Origin of the sequence: Pantoea sp. Ep11b (genome assembly GCF_040783975.1) — a bacterium.
GTDB lineage: Bacteria > Pseudomonadota > Gammaproteobacteria > Enterobacterales > Enterobacteriaceae > Pantoea.
Genome location: NZ_CP160631.1, coordinates 1,549,784 through 1,571,112, shown reverse-complemented (window position 1 = coordinate 1,571,112; position 21,329 = coordinate 1,549,784). Strand labels below are relative to the sequence as shown.

The following is a 21,329-nucleotide window of genomic DNA, read 5'->3' as shown; positions in this document are numbered from 1 at the left end:
AAAAATAACATGGCCGACAGACGTCGGCCATGTTACTGCTAAACCAGCTTCTCTTCGGGTTCCGCACCCGGCATCTGACGACGCTCAATAATCATCGTCTGCGGAGTCGAGAGCAGGATGCCCTCCTTGCGCAACCGCGTCAGAATGTCGAACAGCAGGTCGCTTTTGGCACCGGAGATCTGCCGCTGACCCGCCACGTTGCCGGTGACGCTCAGTACAATCCCTTGCTGTGTCAGATCTTTAAACGACACAGAGGGTTCCGGCGTCTCCAGAATACGTTCGTTTTCGTTATACACTTCCAGCAGAATATCGCGCACCTTGCCCGGATCGGTGTTAAGCGGGAAGGTCAGCGTAATCGTTACCACCCCCTGTGCGTTCCCCATCGTCGCATTGCGCACGTTCTGCGAGATAAACTGTGAGTTCGGCACGATCACCGTGGATTTATCGCCCAGCTGAATTTCCGTGGCGCGCACGTTAATCCGGCGAATATCCCCTTCGATACCGCTGATGCTGACCAGATCGCCCACCTTTACCGGCCGCTCGGTTAACAGGATCAGCCCCGAGATAAAGTTCTTCACAATCTCCTGTAAACCAAAACCGATACCGACTGACAATGCACTGACGATCCAGGCCAGCTTGTTCCACTGCAGTCCCATAATCGACAGGGTCAGCAGGATGATCAGTACATAGCCGATGTTGCTGAATAGCGTTACCAGCGACACCCGCATACCCACATCCATCGTGGTTTTCGGCAGAAAATCAGTATCGAGCCAGCGGCGCACCGAACGCAGCACATAGATGCCGACGATCAGGCAGATCAGCGCATTGACCATGTGCGCCGGCACGATATTCATCGACTCCAGGCCTTTACCGCCCCAGAATTCAATCACTTTCTGCAGCAGCTCAATCGGCGTGGAGGAGGCAAAGGTCCCGTTAACCAGCGCCAGCGCCACGACCAGCACCAGGAACGTTTTCCCGATGGCTGTCAGCAGCGTCGCCGCCTGCTGAAGGTGACGTTCATTGATGTTCAGCGAATTCTGAATGCGACGACCGGTCGCATTACTGGTCGAGAAGAAACTCTCACAGCCATCATTCAGCAGGTGGCTGAGGAAGTAGAACGAGCCAAACAGCAGGCCGCACCAGATCACCTCGTAACTCAGGAAGCGCGCCAGGGTCACGTAGCCGATCAGCAGCGACACCAGAATAGCGATTGCCGTCAGCGTCAGGCCCATCTGAATCAGCCCGACCAGCGTAGAGCGCGCCTCTGGCGGGGTGCCCGCCAGCGTCATACGACGGCGCACGCGGTTAACCCGCACACTGATCGCCAGCGCAGTAGTGCCGATTAGCAGCGCGGTCAGGCCGTTGGCAAAAATCGTGGTGTTCAGGCTGGTGCCGACACTGTAGTTAAAGGCTTCCACCGTCTGGAAGATAAAGACCAGCACGGCGGTAATCGGTGGAAAGGGCTTTAACGCCATCGCCACCTCATTGGAGATGGTCGGCAGCCGCCAGCTGGGGCGACGCGTAGAGAGAAAAGCGCGGCCCAGTCCGGCGATCAGGCCGCAGAAGACGCTGAGCTGCACCAGCCGATCGACAAAATCCTGCACGTTTTCAGAAACCTCATCGCGGCGCGTAAAGGCCAGCGCGATAAAGTTAAAGGTCAGCACCACCGCCGCCAGCGTGGTCAGGGCTATCGCGGCCGCCAGGAAGCTGCGGCGCAGTTTGCCCTCCGGCAGTTTGTGAATGCTGACCCAGGCGAGAAACTCCTCCCCGTAGCGGCGGCCCACCGTCATCACCAGCAGCGCCGCCAGCAGCCACATGACGCTGCCCACGCGCCAGCCTGGCTCCCAGGAGAGCGCGGCGGTGTCCTGCAGCTCCTGCAGGAATTCAGCGATTTTTTCGCCGTCGAGATCCTGACTGTTGAGCAGCGGTGACCAGAAGCGCGCGCCCAGGATCGTACCGGAGTTCAGCGCCAGCTGGCTTTTCAGCTGATCACGACGCAGGTTGACAATCTGCGAAGAGAGCGTCAGCGCCCCATTTTTGATGCCTTCGGCCTGCTTAATCTGGTCGTCGAGCTTACTTTTCTGACTCTCCAGCGCATTACGCTTACGCGTCACTTCCGGCGTCTCTTTGACGCCGCTGTCGGCTTTAGGCGCGGGGCCCAGCACCTGCAACTGCGCCTCCACCTGCTGCCGATCCGGCACCAGCGCCTGACCCAGCGTATCAGCATTACCCGACAGCTCCAGCGCCATTTCATTCAGCTGAGTCAGCTTGTTTTCACCGGCATCACCCGACACCTGGCTTTTGATTTTATCAAGGATTTTCTGCATTTTCGGCAGTTCTACGGCGGCATTCAGCTTCGGCGCAGCATCCTGTTCCTGAGCAGCAGTGGCCGTATCATCCGCGGCCAGCGTCAGCGCCGGGGTGAACGCCACCAGCACCAGCATCAACAATGCAAAAAGGGATCGTATAAACATATGAGTAAGATTCCGGCAGCTTAAATCAGGCGATCGTCCCTCGCCATTCGCGCGTAGTGTAGGGCTTTACAAGGGATGGCAATATAGGAATAACGGGTATTTTTCAGGCGCATTCCGGGCGGACAGCGGCCTGAAGCGGAACATCGGCTGCGGCCCGGCCGGGTCTGGCGGCTGGTCAGCGCCGCCAGTCAAAGCGGCGCGCGTGGCGCCGCAATCCGGCTGTTATTCTACGTCAGTCGTGCCGCCACCGTTGCTGGCCACCTGGCCCGACTTCTGTTTTTTATACGCCAGCGCGGCGGCAGGCACCGGTGCCGCTTTGCCGGTTTCCAGCCAGCTGCGCAGACGGCTGGCGTCAGCGAAGTGGGTATATTTGCCAAACGCGTCCAGCACCACCAGCGCCACCGGACGATTGTTGATCATCGTGCGCATCACCAGACAGTGGCCCGCCTGATCGGTGTAGCCGGTCTTGGTCAGCTGAATGTGCCAGTCATTTTTATAGACCAGATGGTTGGTGTTGCGGAACGGCAGCGCATAGTTCGGATGGGCAAACACCGCCGTCTCCTCTTTGGTGGTGCTGAGCGCGCCGAGCAGCGGATACTCCCGCGTCGCCTTGAGCAGTTTAACCAGATCCTGGGCACTGGAGACGTTCTGCGTCGACAGGCCGGTCGGTTCGACATAGTGGGTCTGCTTCATGCCCAGTGCGCGTGCCTTAGCGTTCATCGCCCGGATAAAGGCGTTGTAGCCGCCCGGATAGGCGTGCGCCAGACTGGCGGCGGCGCGGTTTTCAGAGGACATCAGCGCCAGCAGCAGCATATTGCGGCGGCTGATCTGGCTGTTGAGCTTCACGCGTGAAAAGATGCCCCGCATTTCCGGCGTCTGGCTGATATCGACGGTTAACATCTCATTCATCGGCAGATGCGCATCCAGCACCACCATCGCCGTCATCAGTTTGGTGATCGACGCAATGGGCCTGACCCGGTCCGGGTGGCTGGAAAAGAGCACTTTATTGGTGGTGAGGTCGACAATCATCGCACTGCCAGAAGCGATCTGCGGCTGAGCAATAGGCGCAAGTTGCGACAGCGACGTGGTCGCCTGCGCCGGAAGTGACACAATCTGCCCTGAAGCGAGCAGCGCCAGCGAAAGCAGGGTGGAACGAATTTTTGCAGGCATCGTAGAAAAAAACCCGGTTATGATTATGTACTGTGTCAGTCCGACACAGGCCGCCCGCTCCCGTCACGTCAGTGCGCGGGCTGGCTGCGGTATCATACGCTTAAGGTTAAGAAATTTCCTGGCGAGATTGTTTCCGGGCGTAAAAAGCACGCTGCCGCCACAGGGCGGCAGCGGTCGGTCAGAACAGATGCGGTCCATAGCCCCACAGCACGACGGTCAGTGCCAGCAACACCTCAAATACCAGCACGCCGATCGCCAGCGTCGAGCCGGAGAAACGCAGGCTCTCTTCACGGTCGATATTGAGGAACAGCGGGATGCCGATATAGAGCAGATAGCCGGTGTAGAGCAGTGCCAGTGCACCCGCCAGCACACAGAGCCAGACCAGCGGATAAAGCGCCACCAGCCCGCTGAGAAACAGCGGTGTGGCCACATAGCCCGCAAATACCGTACAGCGCGGCACTCCAGGCCGCTGCGGATAGTCGCGTGCCATCCAGTGGATCACGCGTCCCATCACAGCCACGCCGCCCAGAATAATCAGATAGAACAGGATGCCCAGCCCGATCCCGGTGGCCAGATTCAGTTGCACATATTGTCCATCGCCCAGATTCCAGCCCAGCTGCGTGGTTCCGATAAAGGCGCAGATCACCGGGATCGCCGCCATCAGCAGGACATGGTGGGTGTAGTGATGCGAAACGCTTTCGTTCTCTTGCTTGATATGACGCATTTCCAGGTTCGGATGCGCCAGAAGTCCCCAGACATGGTTCATACAGTCACTCCTCTGATGCAGTGGGCCGCCCGATGAAGCATGCGTCTTAAGGGCAGCGTCTTCTCAAGTATAATCGGCAGCAAAATTTTCGTGGCGACCGGACAAAAAAACAGCATAAATAAACGCAGCCGTGGGTGCGGGCGGAAGCGAAACGAAATCGCGTATAGACTTGAACAAACAGCCACTGAACAGGGAGTGTCATTTTGCATCTGGACATCAACGCATTAATTACGCAGTACGGTTATCTGGCACTTTTGATTGGCTGTATCGCCGAGGGGGAGACATTCACCCTGCTGGGCGGCGTTGCCGCGCACGAGGGATTACTGCACTACACGGGCGTCGTGCTGGCGGCGATGGGCGGCGGAATCATCGGCGATCAGCTGCTCTACTGGATCGGCCGTCGCTGGGGCACCCGGATCCTGCGCCGGTTTAAAAAGCATCAGGATAAAGTGGTGAAAGCTAACCGCCTGATTAAACGCCGCCCCAGCCTGTTTGTGATTGGCGTGCGCTTTATGTATGGCTTCCGGCTGATTGGACCGGTCATCATCGGCGCCAGCCGCCTCAACCCGATGAAGTTTTTTATTCTTAACGTCATCGGTGCCGCCATCTGGGCGCTGATCTTTGTGACGCTGGGCTATTTCGCGGGCGGGATTATCGCGCCGTGGCTGCACAAGCTCGACCAGCATCTCAAGCATCTGCTCTGGCTGATTGCGGCGGTGGTGTTTGCCTTTGTCTTGCGCTGGGTGATCCGCCGCTGGCATACCCGTCGCGCCGACCAGTAACCGCGGCTGCGGCCTTCCCTCCTCATTCCTGCAGAATCCGCCACAGGGCCGGACGTTTCAGGCGTCCGGCCTGCTTTCCCCTCTTCCTTTGCAGCCCCCGGCGTTAACCCTCTGTGCGCAAACGAAGCCGCATCGACGGCCTCGGCTATAGTTAAAGGGACACTGACAGGGAGATTAGGATGAGTAAGGTAAAACGTAAGATTGAAGAGCACGGTGTAATCGGCGATCTGCGCACCTGTGCGCTGGTTGCCAGTGATGGCACCATTGATTACCTCTGCTGGCCGGAACTGGACAGCCCCTCGGTCTTCGCTGCGCTGCTCGACGGCGAGGATGCCGGACTTTTCTCCCTGGCACCCGACTGGCCCAATGCGCGGCGCCAGCAGCTCTACCTGCCCGATACCAATATTCTGCAGACCCGCTGGCTTGATGAAAAAGGCGTGGCTGAGATCACCGATTACATGCCGATTTGCGATGACAGGAGTAAGCTGCCGCGCCTCATCCGCCGGGTGAAGATGGTTCGCGGCAGTGCAACCTTTCGCCTGCGCTGTTCTCCCCGCCACGACTACGCCCGCGCAGAGACACGGGCGGAAGCGCACAAAGGCTGTATCGATTTTCACGCCGAGGGGCAGCCGTCGCTGCGGCTGGCGGCCAGCGTGGTGATGACGCTGGAGGAGGATGGCGCGTCAGCCCTGTTCACGCTGCAGGCGGGTGAACATGCGCAGTTTGAATTTGGCAGCGTGGACGATGCGCATATCGAGGCGCTGGCCACCGAACACTGCTTTGAAGAGACGCTCAGCTACTGGCGACACTGGAGCGGACAAAGCACCTATCAGGGCCGCTGGCGTGAGATGGTCCAGCGTTCGGCGCTGGTGCTGAAACTCCTGACCTCACATCAGCATGGCTCTATCGCGGCCGCCGCTACCTTTGGCCTGCCGGAGGAGCTGGGCGGTGAACGGAACTGGGACTATCGCGCCTCCTGGATCCGGGACGCCTCCTTCAGCATGTATGCCCTGATGCGGCTGGGCTACGTCGATGAAGCCAAACATTTTACTCAATGGGTCGGCCGCTGCGTCGCTAACAGCCATCACGACGAGATGCGTCTGCAGGTGATGTACCGGCTGGACAGCGGCACGGAGCTGCATGAGATGGAGCTGCTCAATCTCTCTGGCTATGCCGACTCACGGCCGGTGCGCATCGGCAATGACGCCTGGCAGCAGACCCAGCTTGATATCTATGGCGAGCTGATGGATGCGGTCTATCTGGCGAACAAATATGGCGAGGCGATCTCCCAGCGCGGCTGGGAGTATGTCGTCAGCATGATCGACTGGCTGAGCGAAAACTGGGATCAGCCCGATGCCGGGATCTGGGAGATGCGCGGCGAGCCGCAGCATTTCCTTCATTCACGCCTGATGTGCTGGGTGGCGATGGACCGCGCGCTGCGCCTGGGCATGAAGCGATCGCTGCCGATGCCTTATGAGCGCTGGGATCGGGCCCGCCGGGCGATCCGGGAAGATATCTGGGCGAACTTCTGGAACGCCGAACGCGGCCACTTCGTTTCGACCCGGCACGGGGACTACCTCGACGCCTCGATGCTGCTGATGCCGCTGGTGCGCTTCGTCGGCGCCACCGATCCGGACTGGATTGCTACCCTGGATGCGATCAAAACCCAGCTGGTCAGCGACGGCATGGTGCGACGCTACAATATCCATGAGACGCCCGCCGATGGCCTGAATGGCACCGAAGGCTCCTTTGGTGCCTGCTCCTTCTGGTATGTCGAGTGCCTGGCGCGCGCGGGCCGGGTGCAGGAGGCGCATTTCGAATTTGAGAAACTGCTGAGTTACGCCAATCCGCTGGGCCTTTACGCAGAGGAGTTCGACAGTCACGGTCATGCGCTGGGAAATACCCCGCAGGCGCTGACCCATCTGGCGCTGATCAGTGCCGCCTTTTTCCTGAACCGGAAACTCAGCGGTGAACAGACGCAGTGGCAACCTTAGCCCCCCCGGCCACGCCGGAAAGCCCCATTTTATGCGTCCGGTTTTCCGGAAATGGGCTAACATCCGCCGTGAATTTACGTAAAGTATTGCAGGCAGGTTAAAATCCCGATTCACAACGTCAGATTAATGAACATATAATGCGCAGCAGGTCACATTGGCCGGCATAGATTCGACACACTGAACAGCCTGAAATATGGCGATAAAGAATTGTAAAATATGAAAATCATTCGCGCTTTCGCTTCAATCGCACTGGCTCTGGCGGCGTTCAGCCAGTCCGCCTTTGCTGTGGTTTACCCGTTACCGCCGGCTAACAGCCGTCTGATCGGGGAAAATATTGAAATTACTGTCCCTGAAGACAGCAAGCTGCCGCTGGAAGCTTTTGCGGCGCAATACCAGATGGGCCTCAGCAACATGCTGGAAGCCAATCCGGGCGTTGACGTTTATCTGCCTAAGGCTGGCAGTAAAATGATCATCCCACAGCAGCTGATCCTGCCTGACGCTCCGCGTGAAGGCATCGTGATTAACAGCGCGGAGATGCGTCTTTATTACTATCCGAAAGGCAGCAAAACCGTTGTGGTCCTGCCGATTGGTATCGGTGAGCTGGGTAAAGATACCCCGATCAACTGGACCACTACCGTAGAACGCAAGAAAGATGGCCCGACCTGGACACCAACCAAAGGCATGCATGCGGACTACGCGGCACGCGGTGAAACGCTGCCAGCGGTCTTCCCGGCCGGCCCGGATAACCCGATGGGCCTCTACGCGCTCTACATCGGCCGCCTCTATGCGATTCACGGCACCAACGCCAACTTCGGTATCGGCCTGCGCGTCAGCCACGGCTGTGTGCGTCTGCGCGCCGACGACATCAAATGGCTGTTCCAGAACGTGCCGGTTGGCACGCGCGTTCAGTTCGTCGACCAGCCGGTGAAAGCGACCGTAGAGCCAGACGGTTCGCGTTATCTCGAAGTGCACAACCCGCTGTCGACCACCGAAGAGCAGTTTAACTCCCGTGAGCTGGTGCCGATTACGCTGACCCAGGCCGTGAGCAAAGTGCTGGTTGATGCCAGCGTCAACCAGGATCAGGTCAATGGCGCGATTCAGAGCCGTACCGGTATGCCAGTGAAAGTGAACGGTGTGGAAAACAACATCCAGACCGCGCCGGTTCAGGTACCGGAAAACTCACAGGCGCAGCCACAGGAAGAGCCGATGACCCCGGTGACACCACAGGGTGCGAACAGCGATGCGGCCCAGCCGCAGCAGCCAGCCGACACCGCGGCACCGGCGGCCCCGGTCACCCAGGCCGCACCGGCAACCCCGGCGAACAGCAACTCGTAATCGCCTCTCTGCCTCCGGAAGCCAGCGCCCGTCGCTGGCTTTTTTTTGCCTGAATTAAGGTGTCCTGGCGCTCAACTGGCCAATCAGAGGAAATCATCCATTTCGCCGGGCTGACTGCACCACTGGCTACTCCCTGATTGTTCGGGTATACGCTATTCCGGTTGCCCGAAGTGTTTATATCTTCACTCCGCCTAAAAGTATCCGGAACGTTACCATTCACCGTAAGGGTATTTTTTTCTTTGATAAAATCAGGGGTTTTTCCGTAATATTTATATCCATTTGGATGTCTGGTGATCTCTTTACAGACATCCAGTTTGTCTCCTGAGAAAGTTTCCAGGACAGACGGCGTGATACGATAATTAGGCTCAAACCCGATACCTTTTAGCCATACCGCTACCTTCCCCTCCGGAGCCAGGCCAATCTGAATGGTGTCATAGGTATTATTATAGGGATCCGTTTTCCCACTGCCACTGTTCATCTTTTTTACGATAACATCAGGGACAGTCAGATGCGTCTCATACACTTTCTTATCAATTATGGAATCCCAGCAAAAGATAAAATGTTTAGGAGGGCGATCAACATGGTTCCAGTAGCCACCCGAAGCCCGATCTTTATCATTCCACTTACCGATAACGTCAGGCAACGCAGAAGTGCTGTTCAGTGTATTAAAGCGATAAATCGTACCGTCGGCACCCTGAATGACGGCAAATGTCACCAGAGCAGGTAGCGCTTTTGGAGTGAAGAAATTGAATTTCCATTCTGAGGGAGTATCCATGTTGGCCCCTACCGGAGTCGTCTGGCCTGCACTGTGACAGTCAGTCAGTATCAGAATGGCAACAAGCCCTGCCACGCGTTCTATTTCCATATTCTATTCCCGTCCATATCCTAAACCGTACGCTGCCAGCGTTCGTCCGACCGGTTAGTAGATGTCACAAGCTGTGCCGGTTTGACTGCACTGCTGATTCTTCTTTAACAGTTTCACTCACCACCCTTTTAAAAGGGCTGAAATGAATATCCTTTCCACCAATTATTAAATATATCGGGATCGTTACCATCGGCCGTAAGGATATTTCTTCCCTTTGATAAAATCAGGTGTATCTCCATAATATTTATATCCATTTGGATGTTTAGTTATTCCTTTACAGATATCCAGGTTATCTCCTGAGACGGTTTTCAGAATTGACGGTGTGATACGATAATTAGGCTCAGATCGGATCCCCTGCAACCAGACAGCTACCTTTCCCCCCGGAGCCAGACCTATTTGTACTCTGTCGTAATATGCTATTTTCCCCCAATGGTCTTTCTGCACGGCCGGTCTGACCATTTTCTCCAGATCGGCTTTAGGAATAGTCAGAGTGGTCTGATACACTTTTTTATCGATAATCGAGTCCCAGCAGAAAATAATATGCCTTGGCGGGCGCTCAACATGATTCCAGTAGCCACCAGAAGCACGATCTTTGTCATTCCACTGCCCGATAACGCCAGGCAGAGCAGATGTACGGTTCAGAGTGTTAAACTCATAAACTTTATCATCTGCGTCCTGAACTACTGCATACGTCACCAATGCGGGTAATGCTTTAGGCGTGAAGAAATCAAACGTCCATTCTACCGGTGTACCGTTCTGAGGAGCGTTACTGTAGTCTGTTTCTCGCTGACAGGCTGTCAACGCCAGCACTGAAAGAAGTCCTGCAACGCGTTTTATTTCCATATTTTATTCCCGTCCATATCGTAAACCGTACGCTGCCAGCGTTCGTCCGGTCTGTTAGTAAATGTCACGAGCTGTGCCGGTCTGACCGCACCACTGATCATTCCCTGGTCATCCCTCACCACACCGTTCCAGTTGGCTGAACAGTGAATGTATTTTTCGGCCAGCATCAGGATTTCGGGAGTTGTAAAGCCGGATGCAGATTGACTATTTCGAACCGCACGCCCCATGACAATCGCTTTTTCACTCAGTCCACTCATTTCTGCACCCAGCGCAAAATCAGGATTGGTTTCATCGACAGGTTCAAACACCACACCGGCATCCTGCGCCGCATCAAGCATTACCCGTAGCACCACCTTCGACCAGTCATTGCGGGTTAGTCTGTCAATAACCAGTGCCGCACCACTGCGTTTTTGTAGTGTGCCGTAGCGATCGGCTGGCATTCTGTCGTCATGCCAGACATCTGCATTTACCTTCACGGCATTCAGCAGCGGCGCTATCGCCGGATAGCCGTCCATCGTTTTAAGCTGTGCGCAGGTCTGCCGAAAAATCCGCGTTTCTGTATCAGGAGTCGTGATCGGTACAGTTTCAAACTCCGGCCGGGTAAGGAAACAGGCTTCGCGTTCCTCCGGATTGTAACCTCCGCCAATGTCGGAGTGCGCACCAGGCAGGGCCAGCTCCGGCCAGGCTGGTTTGACGCTGTTCAGTGCAAAGTTAAACCGGCATTCGTGCTGTGCGGTGATATGGAATACCTTTTCCGCCACGCCCGGACGCAGCATAAGATTCACCTCACCGGTATCTGCGCTGTGTGGGTTCAGGCCATTAACCGGCGTTCCGATAGCTGCCACGGTATCGAAAATTCCCAGAAATCGGGTTTTGCCCCCCGGTGTACCGGAGAACTCAACGTCCCCCAGCCCGATCTTAATTGCCGAGATAATGGTTCTGTCCTGACTGAATATCCGGTTGGCAAAATGCCGTGCCGCTGCAGCTCCCCGGCTGAAGCCAAAAATATCAAACTGTAGCTCTTTAATGACGCAGGTACGCGCAGCGGCATGTCTGTTGAAATACCCCTTAATAGCCGCAGCCAGTATGGCAACAGCTTTATCTGTTTTTCTCACTACGCCGTTATCACCCCGGCCGGTACCCATACCGTAAGTGCTGTCGCCCGTGCCGTCCTCTGTACCGATACCTTCAATATAAATGGCATACTGGCCTGTTCCCGTATCGGGCATCACATCCGGGCTATAAAGCGTATTGAGCCAGTATACGTTACTGTAATAGCCAAGATAGCTTCCGGCAGCGGTGCCGCTGACTCCTTGATTCAGTCTCAGGCACTGCTCTAATCCAGATGTAGCCTCCGCATCATTCATCCCAAAATGTTCGCCGGAACAAGCGGCCTGCCGAGCGCCGCTGTTATTCGCATTGTTGCCCGTTCCATCAAAGAACACCCCGATGGTGAGCGTGATTTCCCGTTTCTTCTTCGCTGCCTGTGCACGCTGTTCAGGCTCAGATTGCTGTATTTTTCTCTCTGCTGCTTCAGCCCGTTCAGCCGCACGGCCGGCATTGCTGTCGATCTCGTAAGTGTGCGTGCTGACAGAGGGAATAAAACGGGCACGACAGGGGCAGGAGCTGTAACTGTGAAGAGAGCCCGCCCACTCTTTCAGGACACCATTTACCTCATAAGTGTCCCCCATTCCCCCGCAGACGCGAAACCGTCCTTCATGTTTTCCGCAGGTCACCGGATCGCCTTCCCGTACCTGCTGGCGCTCAATGCCGCCGATGGTATACGTATCATCAGACGCACCGCTAAGGATCCGTCCACCGCAGGTGGTTTTATCCAGGTGATATAAAAAAAAACCTTCAGTCATAATCCCTCATTAACTGCATGGCTATTAAGTAAGCGCATCATACCTTAATCATCACTTGACCCAAATGCCAGGCTACTGCTTGCGGTCAAAGTGCCTGAATGTGGCATCGCTGCTAATGGTGTTAGCTTTTAATATCGCCATCAGATAATGAACTTTTCCGCCAGCCCGCCCATCATTTTTCTGTCATATAAAGCGCGTATCACACTGCTTTGATCGGGTGCAATCGGCATCCGGCATCAGTGACCTGAGGTACACCATGAGCGAAAACAGTCTCTCCTCCTCATCCGCCCGCGGCCGCCCCGACTTCAGCGGCAAAAACAGCCGCTTCAGCAAACCGCTGTTTTTTCTTCTGCTGATCGCCGGACTGACCTTTGCCGGACTGAACCTGGTCAGTGACGTGGAAGAGACCAATATGCCGGTGACCAGCTACCTGCCCTTTTTTCTGCTGGGGCTGGCGCTGCTGATTGCGCTCGGCTTCGAGTTCGTCAACGGTTTTCACGACACCGCTAACGCGGTCGCCACGGTGATCTATACCCATTCGCTGACGCCGGGCGCGGCGGTAATCTGGTCCGGTTTCTGTAACTTTATGGGGGTACTGCTCTCCAGCGGCGTGGTGGCGTTCGGCATCATCTCGCTGCTGCCGGTTGAGCTGATCCTGCAGGCCAGCAGCGGCAATGGCTTCGCGATGGTCTATGCATTGCTCTTTTCCGCCATTATCTGGAACCTCGGCACCTGGTATTTCGGCCTGCCCTCCTCCTCCTCCCATACGCTGATTGGCTCAATTATCGGCGTCGGCGTCGCCAACGCGATGCTGCACGGGCGCAGCGGAGTGAGCGGTGTGGACTGGGATCAGGCCCTCAAGGTCGGCTATGCCCTGCTGCTGTCGCCGGTGGTCGGTTTTGTCTGCGCCGGACTGCTGCTCTGGGTCATGAAGCTCTTTATCCGCAATCGCCAGCTCTATCAGGCACCGGAAAGCGATCAGCCACCGCCGGTCTGGATCCGCGGGCTGCTGATCCTGACCTGTACCGGGGTCTCATTTGCGCACGGCTCCAACGACGGGCAGAAAGGGATGGGGCTGATTATGCTGATCCTGGTCGGCACCATGCCGATCGCCTACGCCCTGAACCGATCGCTGCCCGCCGATCAGATCCCGCGCGTGGCCGCGCTTACGGAAGTAACGGCCCACCAGCTGCTGCAGCTGCAACCGGCTGCCACGCCGTCGCCGGTGGCCCGTGACGTGCTGACCGGTTTTGTCGGCAGTAACCGGATGAATGCCAGCGTGCTACCGGCGCTGGCGGAGACGCTCAGCGAGGTGGGCGATCAGATCCGTCGCTACGGCTCTATGGACAATATTCCGGCGCAGGCGGTGACCAACACCCGCAACCAGATGTATCTCGCCTCAGAGTCGATCAAACATCTGCAGACGGCGAAGGTGGCTCTGCCGCCGGAGACGGCGCGGAACCTCAAAGCGGTGAAAACGGAACTCGACAGCGCCACCCGCTTTATCCCGATGTGGGTGAAAGTGGTGGTGGCGATTGCGCTGGGGCTGGGAACAATGGTGGGCTGGCGCCGGATTGTAGTGACGGTGGGAGAACGGATCGGGAAAACGCATCTGAGCTATGCCCAGGGTGCCAGCGCCGAGCTGGTGGCGATGGCTACCATTGGTGCAGCCGATGGCTTTGGCCTGCCAGTCTCCACCACCCATGTGCTCTCATCCGGCGTGGCGGGAACGATGGCGGCGAACCGCTCCGGCCTGCAGTTTTCGACGCTGCGTAACCTGGCCGTCGCCTGGGTCTTAACGCTGCCGGTATCTGTGCTGCTCTCCGCCCTGCTCTACTGGCTCTTTACCCATTTCTGACCGGCCGCTGGCTCGCCGCTCAGCCGGCGGCGAGCCGCTGCTGCTGCCAGAGCCGCAGCGTGATCAGCAGCGCGCCCAGCACCATCATGGCGGCGGCCAGATAGACCGACTGCATCCCCCAGTGCCCGATCAGCACGCCCGCCACCGGGCCGGTTAATCCCAGACCCAGATCGAGAAAGGCGGAATAGGTGCCCAGCGCCGAGCCCTGGTCCTGCCGTTCGACCCGCTTAACCGCCTCCACGCCCAGCGCAGGAAAGACCAGCGAAAACCCGCTACCGGTGAGAAACGCGCCTGCGCCCACCAGCCAGGCGCTGTCCGCCTGCCAGATCAGCATCAGCCCCAGCGCCTCCAGCAGGAAAGAGCAGAGCGAAACGCGCAGGCCACCAAAGCGGATGATAAAGCGACCAAACCCCAGTCGCACCAGCACAAAGCCCAGACTGAAGAGCGTCAGCGCATAGGCGGCCCCCTGCCAGCCGCGACTGGCGAAATAGAGCGTAATAAAGGTCGCGATCACGCCAAAGCCAATCGTGCCAAACCCCAGCGCCAGGCCATAAAGCCAGACGCGGGAGAAGACGCGATGAAACGGGATGCGCTCACCGACGCTGACCGTGACCGCCGGTTTGCGGCTGGCCATCAGATAGCCGCCCAGGCCCATCAGCGCAATCAGCCCGGCAAACCCGCTCATGCCTGCGGCGCTGTTCAGCAGCACGCCCAGCGGCGCGCCCACGGCCATCGCCAGATAGGTTGCGACACCATTCCAGGAGATGACGCGCGCCGTCTGCAGCGGCCCGACAATATTCATCCCCCACAGCGTGGAGCCGGTGCTGCTGAAGCTCTCCCCCACCCCGAGAAACAGCCGGCCAATGGCCAGCAGCGCCAGACTCAGCCACGGCCAGCTGCTCATCAGCGCGGCCAGAATGGTCAGCACCCCGCTCATACCGCAGCAGAGCAGCCCCAGCATCACCACCCGCTTCGGCCCCAGGCGATCGGCCAGGCGACCCGACTGAGGACGACTGAGCAGCGTGGCAAAATACTGAATGCTGATAATCAGCCCGGCGATGAAAGAGCTGAAGCCCAGGTGATTTTTAACGAAGCCCGGCAGCACCGCCAGCGGCAGCCCTACAGAGAGATAACAGAAGAAGGTGAAGATGATGACAGAAAGGATACGTTTGTTGAGCTGGCTGTTGCTCAACCCGGCAGTGTCAGACATAGCAGCCCTGGAGGGTCAGGAAGTTTGGCCCACTATACCGTCAGGCGATCGGTGGGTCGCCAGATTTTTTTTCACAAACCGTGAACGTTCGCGTGACGATCGATCGCCTGCGCGATGTCGCCCGAGTTCTTTAACGCCCGGATTTCACTGAATAAGCCGTCTGCTTCGCCATAAGCTTTGCGCAGATAGCCAAGCCACTGCTTGATGCGTGCCACATGATAGAGGCCGGTGTCGCCCTGCTTCTCCAGGCGGCTGTATTTCTGCAACAGACGCACCACCTCAGGCCAGGCCATCGGCGGTTCGTTATATTTCACCACCCGGCTCAGGTTCGGGATGTTCAGTGCGCCACGGCCAATCATCACCGCATCGCAGCCGGTCACCGCCATACAGTTTTGCGCGCTTTGCCAGTCCCATATCTCGCCGTTGGCAATCACCGGAATCCGCAGCCGCTGACGAATTTCGCCAATCGCCTGCCAGTTGATCGCCTCTGCGCGATAGCCCTCTTCTTTGGTTCGTCCGTGTACCGTCAGTTCGCTGGCACCGGCCTGCTGAACCGCATCGGCAATCTCCAGACTGCGGGCGCTGGAGTCCCAGCCGAGCCGCACTTTTACCGTCACCGGCAAATCCGCAGGCACCGCTTCGCGCATCGCTTTCGCGCCGCGATAAATCAGATCGGGATCTTTCAGCAGCGTTGCGCCGCCTCCGCTGCCGTTGACCAGCTTAGAGGGACAGCCGCAGTTGAGGTCGACACCCCAGGAGCCCAGCGCCACCGCGCGTGCGGCGTTCTCGGCCAGCCATTCGGGATGCTGCCCCAGTAACTGCATACGCACCCGCGTGCCGGAGGGCGTGCGGCTGGCGTGATGCAGTTCGGGGCAGAGGCGATAAAAGGATTTTACCGGCAGCAGCTGATCGACCACGCGCAGAAACTCTGTGATACAGAGATCGTAGTCATTCACTTCCGACAACAGCTGGCGTACCAGTGAATCCAGTACGCCCTCCATCGGAGCCAGTAAAACCCGCATTATCAGACGTTCCCGGTGCGCTTCGGAGCGGGACGACGCGGACGGGACGCGGGCTTATCGCCCTGCGGAGCAGGCTGACCCTGACGACGCGCCTGTGGGCGGCGTTCGCCGGATGAGCGTGGTGCGCCTGCCCCCTGCCCGCCCTGGCCGCGACCCCGGCCGCCGCCTGCACCACCGCGTGACTGCTGCTGACGGCCGTTGATGATCGGTTCCGCTTTAATGCTCGGATCCGGCTCAAAACCGGCAATCGCCAGGCGTGGGATCTCGCGCTTCAGCAGACGCTCGATATCACGCAGCAGTTTGTGCTCATCCACGCAGACCAGCGACAGTGCTGAACCGGTGGCCGCCGCACGGCCGGTACGGCCAATACGGTGAACGTAATCTTCGGCCACGTTCGGCAGCTCGTAGTTCACGACGTGCGGCAGCTCTTCGATATCCAGGCCGCGCGCGGCGATATCGGTGGCGACCAGGACGCGAATGGCGCCTGACTTAAAGTCGGCCAGCGCGCGGGTACGGGCACCCTGGCTCTTGTTGCCGTGGATAGCGGCGGCGGTAATACCATCTTTGCCCAGCTGCTCGGCAAGGTGGTTCGCGCCATGTTTGGTACGGGTAAAGACCAGCACCTGCTGCCAGTTGCCTTCGCCGATCAGCTGCGACAGCAGTTCCCGCTTACGCTTCTTATCCACGAAGTGCACCTGCTGGGCCACCTGCTCAGAGGCGGTGTTGCGACGAGCCACTTCCACCATCTCCGGGTTAGTCAGCAGTTTTTCCGCCAGGCCTTTGATCTCGTCAGAGAAGGTGGCGGAGAACAGCAGGTTCTGACGTTTGGCCGGCAGGCGCGCCAGCACGCGACGGATGTCGTGGATGAAGCCCATATCGAGCATCCGGTCCGCTTCATCCAGCACCAGCACTTCGACCTGCGACAGGTCAACCGCATTCTGGTGGGCCAGATCCAGCAGACGGCCAGGGGTCGCGACCAGCACATCAACGCCGCCGCGCAGTTTTACCATCTGCGGGTTGATGCTGACGCCACCAAACACCACCATCGAGCGCAGGGTCAGGTATTTGCTGTAGTCGCTGACGTTTTCGCCAACCTGCGCGGCCAGCTCACGGGTCGGGGTCAGGATCAGGGCACGCACCGGACGACGGCCGCGCACGGGTTTCGCGCTGGCAGAGAGTTTCTGTAAAAGGGGTAAGGTAAAACCGGCTGTTTTACCGGTGCCGGTCTGGGCACTCGCCAGCAGATCGCGGCCAGCCAGCACCACAGGAATCGCCTGGCGCTGGATAGGTGTCGGTTCGCTGTAGCCTTGTTCGGCAACCGCGCGCAAAATATCGGCACTCAGGCCGAGAGAGTCAAAAGACATTACGTGGTTTACTCCGGTCCGCTCTGACCGTGATTCACGGTGTAGTTTTCAGAGGGATAGTGACGGCAGCTGGGGCTGACGCGTGAAAAGGGCACAAACTACGATGCGTAAGCGGCCGAGTGTAGCAGCTTTAAATGAAGTGTGCGAGATAGCTCACATTTACTGACAACTTAAGGCGCTGAAAACAGGAAGGCCACCTCGCGGTGGCCTTCAGCTTAGCTACGTTTGTTTTCGATTCGCCGCGCCGGCTCTTTCGCCAGCAGCGAGACCAGCGCCGGGCCCAGCAACATCACCACGCCGAGAGACGCCAGCAGCAGGTTGTTGTGGTAAATCCGCGACACCAGAAACAGTGTCATCATGGCGGCGCCAAAGTAGTAAGTGGTGGTCGCTTCTTCAAAATAATCACCCAGCGTCCGTAAACGTGCGATGCGCTGTGTTACCAGCATGGCAACAAACACCACTGCATACATCGCCACCAGCACACTGCAGACATCCACCAGCGCTTTATGCTGCCAGCCCCAGATGAGTGCCGCGACGACCAGCAGATGCATCACGATATGCATCAACGTCTGACCCGTAATGATTTGAATACGATTAGACCATTTCATTCATTTCTCCTGGCAGACCCAACAGGTCGCCCAAGTGCTACCGGCACAAGCCGGAAACGGTTTCCTCAATGTAAAACAATTTTCGGATAACGCCCTAAATATCGCGCGCCTTCCCCCTCCATTTGTGACAAAGACTACACTTTGATTCTGTTGATGATGAAAAGGAGCGCGTCGCGAGTATGCCACAAAACCAGCAAGGATTTTCAATAAAAGTCCTGACGATCAATACACACAAGGGTTTCGCCCCTTTTAATCGCCGCTTCATCCTGCCGGAATTACGCGAAGCCGTTCGCGCCACGGCGGCGGATGTGGTCTTTCTGCAGGAGGTGATGGGCACCCACGCTATTCATTCGCTTAATCATGAAGCGTGGCCCGCCTCCTCCCATTACGAGTTTCTGGCTGACACCATGTGGAACGACTATGCCTACGGGCGCAATGCCGTTTATCCCGAGGGCCATCACGGCAATGCGGTGCTGTCGCGCTTCCCGATTACTGAGTATGAGAACCGCGATATTTCGGTCGCGGGCAGCGAGAATCGCGGCATGCTGCACTGTCAGATCGCCCTGCCCGAGCCGCACGGCACGCTGCACGTTATCTGCGTGCATCTGGGTCTGAAGGAGGCCCATCGTCACGCGCAGATGAAAAAAATCTGTGAAATGGTGACCTCTCTGCCGCCCGATGCCCCGGTCGTCGTGGCGGGCGATTTCAACGACTGGCAGCGACGCGCCAACGCCATTTTAAAACAGGGCGCAGGCCTGAAAGAGGTATTCAGCATGAAGACCGGACGCCCGGCGCGCACCTTCCCGGCACGCTTCCCTATCCTGCGGCTCGACCGCATCTATGTCCGCAACGCCACCGTCAGTCATCCGTGGGCGCTGCCGCGTAAACCCTGGTCACACCTTTCCGATCACGCGCCGCTGGCGGTGGAGATTCACCTATGAATTTTAACTGGCAGGACGGCAACCGGCTGCTGTTGCTGGAGAATGGCGAAGCGTTTTTCCCACGGGTCTTTGGCGCGATCCAGCGGGCGGAGCGTACGGTGCTCATCGAAACCTTTATCCTGTTCGAGGATGAGGTGGGCAACGCCCTGCACCGTGAACTGCTGGCGGCGGCCCAGCGGGGTGTCCGGGTCGAGGTAATGGTCGACGGTTACGGCTCCGCCGAGCTCTCCGATCAGTTCGTGAACAGCCTGACCAGCGCGGGCGTGCGCTTTATCTATTACGATCCACGTCCGCTGGTGATGGGGATGCGCACCAACGTGTTTCGCCGTCTGCACCGCAAAACCGTGGTGGTGGATGACGTGGTGGCCTTTGTCGGCGGCATCAACTTCTCCGCCGAGCACAACACCGATTATGGCCCGGAGGCGAAGCAGGATTACGCGGTGCAGGTCAAAGGACCGGTGGTGGGCGATATCGCCCGCTATCTGCAGCAGGCGATCGGCAGCGAACAGCCTACCCGCCGCTGGTGGGGCGGGCGCTCTCATCGTCCGGCGGTGAACGCCACACCCGGCGATGCGCAGGTGCTCTACGTCTATCGCGACAACGACGAGCATCGCGATGACATCGAAAAGCATTACATGGAGATGCTGCGCAAGGCGAAACGGGAGGTGATTATCGCCAACGCCTACTTTTTCCCCGGCTACCGGCTGCTGCGTGAGATGCGCAATGCCGCGCAGCGCGGCGTCCGCGTGAAGCTGATCGTTCAGGGCGAGCCGGATATGCCGATTGTAAAGGTGGGCGCAGAACTGCTCTACAACTATCTGGTGGATGGCGGCGTGGAGGTCTATGAATATATCCGTCGTCCGCTGCACGGCAAAGTGGCGGTCTGCGACGATCACTGGGCCACCGTTGGCTCCAGCAACCTCGATCCGCTCAGCCTGTCGCTGAACCTGGAGGCTAACCTGATCATCCACGATCGCCCCTTTAACCAGACGCTGCGTGACAATCTGGATGCGCTGATAACCCACGACTGTCAGCGTGTGCAGGAAGATCGCCTGCCGCCACGTAACTGGTGGCAACTGAGTAAAAGCGTGGTGGTGTTCCACTTTCTGCGTCATTTCCCGGCCATCGCGGGCTGGCTGCCTGCGCATACCCCGCGTCTGGCGCAGGTCGCCGCGCCGGTTCAGCCTGAAATAGAAACTCAGGATCGCATTGAAGCTGACAACCCTGGAGCGAAATCCTGATGGCAAAAAAACATCCACGCTGGCAACTCGCCAAAAAAATCCTCACCGTGCTGTTCTTCATCGCGGTCGTGGTACTGCTGGTGGTCTACGCCCGCAAAGTGAACTGGGAAGATGTTTATGACGTCATCGTCAACTACAACCGCTTTGTGGTACTGACAGCCGCCGGACTGGTAGTGCTGAGTTACCTGGTTTATGGCTGCTATGACCTGATCGGCCGCGCCTACTGCGGTCACAAACTGGCGAAGCGACAGGTGATGCTGGTGTCGTTTATCTGTTACGCCTTTAACCTGACGCTGAGTACCTGGGTGGGCGGCGTCGCCATGCGCTACCGGCTCTACTCCCGGCTGGGGCTCGACAGCGGCACCATCACCCGCATCTTCTCTCTGAGTATCGCCACAAACTGGCTCGGCTATATTCTGCTGGCGGGCGTGGTGTTCAGCGCGGGTATGGTGTCGATCCCCGGCGGCTGGTTCATCGGCGAAACCACGCTGCGTCTTATCGGCGTCATCCTGCTGGTGCTGGTGGCGGTCTATCTCTGGGCCTGCGCCTTCTCGAAGCAGCGCCGCTGGACGATAAAAGGCCAGACGCTGCAGCTGCCCTCGCTGCGCATGGCGCTGCTGCAGTTCGCCGTCTCCTGTGCCAACTGGATGGTGATGGGCGCGATTATCTGGCTGCTGCTGGGGCGTGACGTCGGGTATCCGATGGTGCTGGGCGTGCTGCTGATCAGCAGTATTGCGGGGGTGATCATTCATATTCCGGCCGGCATCGGCGTACTGGAAGCGGTCTTCCTCGCCCTGCTCAGCGGTCAGCACGCCTCGCACGGCACCATTATTGCGGCGCTGCTGGCCTATCGCGTGCTCTACTTTATTCTGCCGCTGCTGCTGGCGCTGGTGCTCTATCTGGGGCTGGAGAGTCGGGCAAAACATCTGCGTCAGAAGAACGAGCAGAAGCTGCAGAAGTCGTAATAAAAAAAGGAGGCGCAGCCGCTGCG

The 21,329-nt window shown here is 58.1% G+C and carries 17 protein-coding genes; 7 read left to right on the top strand and 10 right to left on the bottom strand.

The window, feature by feature from the left end; genetic code table 11:
• Positions 1–38: 38 nt before the first annotated feature.
• The 3 genes from AB1748_RS07400 to AB1748_RS07390 all read right to left on the bottom strand — a co-directional run bounded on the left by AB1748_RS07400 (position 39) and on the right by AB1748_RS07390 (position 4,410).
• Positions 39–2,474: a DUF3772 domain-containing protein gene (locus tag AB1748_RS07400; RefSeq protein WP_111139847.1), complete on the bottom strand. Its 2,436-nt coding sequence runs from the start codon at positions 2,472–2,474 to the stop codon at positions 39–41.
• A 222-nt stretch (positions 2,475–2,696) separates the two neighbouring features.
• Positions 2,697–3,644, bottom strand: a complete 948-nt coding sequence (gene pbpG / locus AB1748_RS07395; RefSeq protein WP_111139846.1) for a D-alanyl-D-alanine endopeptidase — start codon at positions 3,642–3,644, stop codon at positions 2,697–2,699.
• A 178-nt stretch (positions 3,645–3,822) separates the two neighbouring features.
• Entirely contained in the window at positions 3,823–4,410 is a 588-nt protein-coding gene (locus AB1748_RS07390; protein ID WP_111139845.1) for a Yip1 family protein, read from the bottom strand.
• A 203-nt stretch (positions 4,411–4,613) separates the two neighbouring features.
• On the opposite strand from AB1748_RS07390, the gene AB1748_RS07385 reads away from it, so the two are divergent.
• The 3 genes from AB1748_RS07385 (at position 4,614) to AB1748_RS07375 (ending at position 8,521) form a co-directional block, all read left to right on the top strand.
• A complete protein-coding gene (locus AB1748_RS07385; protein WP_367396188.1) occupies positions 4,614–5,192 on the top strand; it encodes a DedA family protein in 579 nt (192 codons plus the stop codon).
• 179 nt (positions 5,193–5,371) lie between these two features.
• The gene (locus tag AB1748_RS07380) at positions 5,372–7,186 is read left to right on the top strand and encodes a glycoside hydrolase family 15 protein (RefSeq protein ID WP_367396187.1); all 1,815 of its coding nucleotides are present in this window, start codon (positions 5,372–5,374) and stop codon (positions 7,184–7,186) included.
• Positions 7,187–7,402: 216 nt separating this feature from the next.
• On the top strand, positions 7,403–8,521 hold the full coding sequence (locus AB1748_RS07375; RefSeq protein ID WP_111139842.1) for a L,D-transpeptidase family protein: 1,119 nt from the start codon (positions 7,403–7,405) through the stop codon (positions 8,519–8,521).
• Here AB1748_RS07375 and AB1748_RS07370 read toward each other — a convergent pair.
• The 3 genes from AB1748_RS07370 to AB1748_RS07360 form a co-directional block, all read right to left on the bottom strand.
• A complete protein-coding gene (locus AB1748_RS07370; protein ID WP_367396186.1) occupies positions 8,478–9,386 on the bottom strand; it encodes a DUF2931 family protein in 909 nt (302 codons plus the stop codon). The two genes, AB1748_RS07375 and AB1748_RS07370, sit on opposite strands and share 44 nt — an antisense overlap.
• A 183-nt stretch (positions 9,387–9,569) precedes the next feature.
• Positions 9,570–10,229: a DUF2931 family protein gene (locus AB1748_RS07365; protein ID WP_367396185.1), complete on the bottom strand. Its 660-nt coding sequence runs from the start codon at positions 10,227–10,229 to the stop codon at positions 9,570–9,572.
• The gene (locus AB1748_RS07360; protein WP_367396184.1) at positions 10,220–12,094 is read right to left on the bottom strand and encodes a DUF2235 domain-containing protein; all 1,875 of its coding nucleotides are present in this window, start codon (positions 12,092–12,094) and stop codon (positions 10,220–10,222) included. Before AB1748_RS07360 ends, AB1748_RS07365 begins: the two co-directional genes overlap by 10 nt.
• 256 nt (positions 12,095–12,350) lie before the next feature.
• Here AB1748_RS07360 and AB1748_RS07355 point away from each other — a divergent pair, with 256 nt between their 5' ends.
• Positions 12,351–13,952 (top strand): inorganic phosphate transporter, encoded by a 1,602-nt coding sequence (locus AB1748_RS07355; RefSeq protein WP_367396183.1) that lies wholly within the window; start codon positions 12,351–12,353, stop codon positions 13,950–13,952.
• Positions 13,953–13,971: 19 nt separating this feature from the next.
• On the opposite strand, the gene AB1748_RS07350 is transcribed toward AB1748_RS07355, so the two are convergent.
• From AB1748_RS07350 to AB1748_RS07335, 4 genes are all read right to left on the bottom strand, one after another.
• Positions 13,972–15,162, bottom strand: coding sequence for an MFS transporter (locus AB1748_RS07350; protein ID WP_111139838.1), 1,191 nt, complete (start codon positions 15,160–15,162; stop codon positions 13,972–13,974).
• 71 nt (positions 15,163–15,233) lie between these two features.
• Entirely contained in the window at positions 15,234–16,184 is a 951-nt protein-coding gene (gene dusC, locus AB1748_RS07345; RefSeq protein ID WP_111139837.1) for a tRNA dihydrouridine(16) synthase DusC, read from the bottom strand.
• A gap of 2 nt (positions 16,185–16,186) precedes the next feature.
• Positions 16,187–17,548, bottom strand: a complete 1,362-nt coding sequence (gene rhlE / locus AB1748_RS07340) for an ATP-dependent RNA helicase RhlE (RefSeq protein WP_111139836.1) — start codon at positions 17,546–17,548, stop codon at positions 16,187–16,189.
• A 215-nt stretch (positions 17,549–17,763) separates the two neighbouring features.
• Positions 17,764–18,156 (bottom strand): YbhQ family protein, encoded by a 393-nt coding sequence (locus AB1748_RS07335; RefSeq protein ID WP_111139835.1) that lies wholly within the window; start codon positions 18,154–18,156, stop codon positions 17,764–17,766.
• A 179-nt stretch (positions 18,157–18,335) separates the two neighbouring features.
• On the opposite strand from AB1748_RS07335, the gene AB1748_RS07330 reads away from it, so the two are divergent.
• The 3 genes from AB1748_RS07330 to AB1748_RS07320 are packed head-to-tail and all read left to right on the top strand — an operon-like array spanning position 18,336 to position 21,303.
• Entirely contained in the window at positions 18,336–19,097 is a 762-nt protein-coding gene (locus AB1748_RS07330; protein WP_111139834.1) for an endonuclease/exonuclease/phosphatase family protein, read from the top strand.
• Entirely contained in the window at positions 19,094–20,338 is a 1,245-nt protein-coding gene (gene clsB, locus AB1748_RS07325; RefSeq protein ID WP_288477823.1) for a cardiolipin synthase ClsB, read from the top strand. Before AB1748_RS07330 ends, clsB begins: the two co-directional genes overlap by 4 nt.
• Positions 20,338–21,303, top strand: a complete 966-nt coding sequence (locus AB1748_RS07320; RefSeq protein WP_111139832.1) for a lysylphosphatidylglycerol synthase domain-containing protein — start codon at positions 20,338–20,340, stop codon at positions 21,301–21,303. Before clsB ends, AB1748_RS07320 begins: the two co-directional genes overlap by 1 nt.
• Positions 21,304–21,329: the final 26 nt, after the last annotated feature.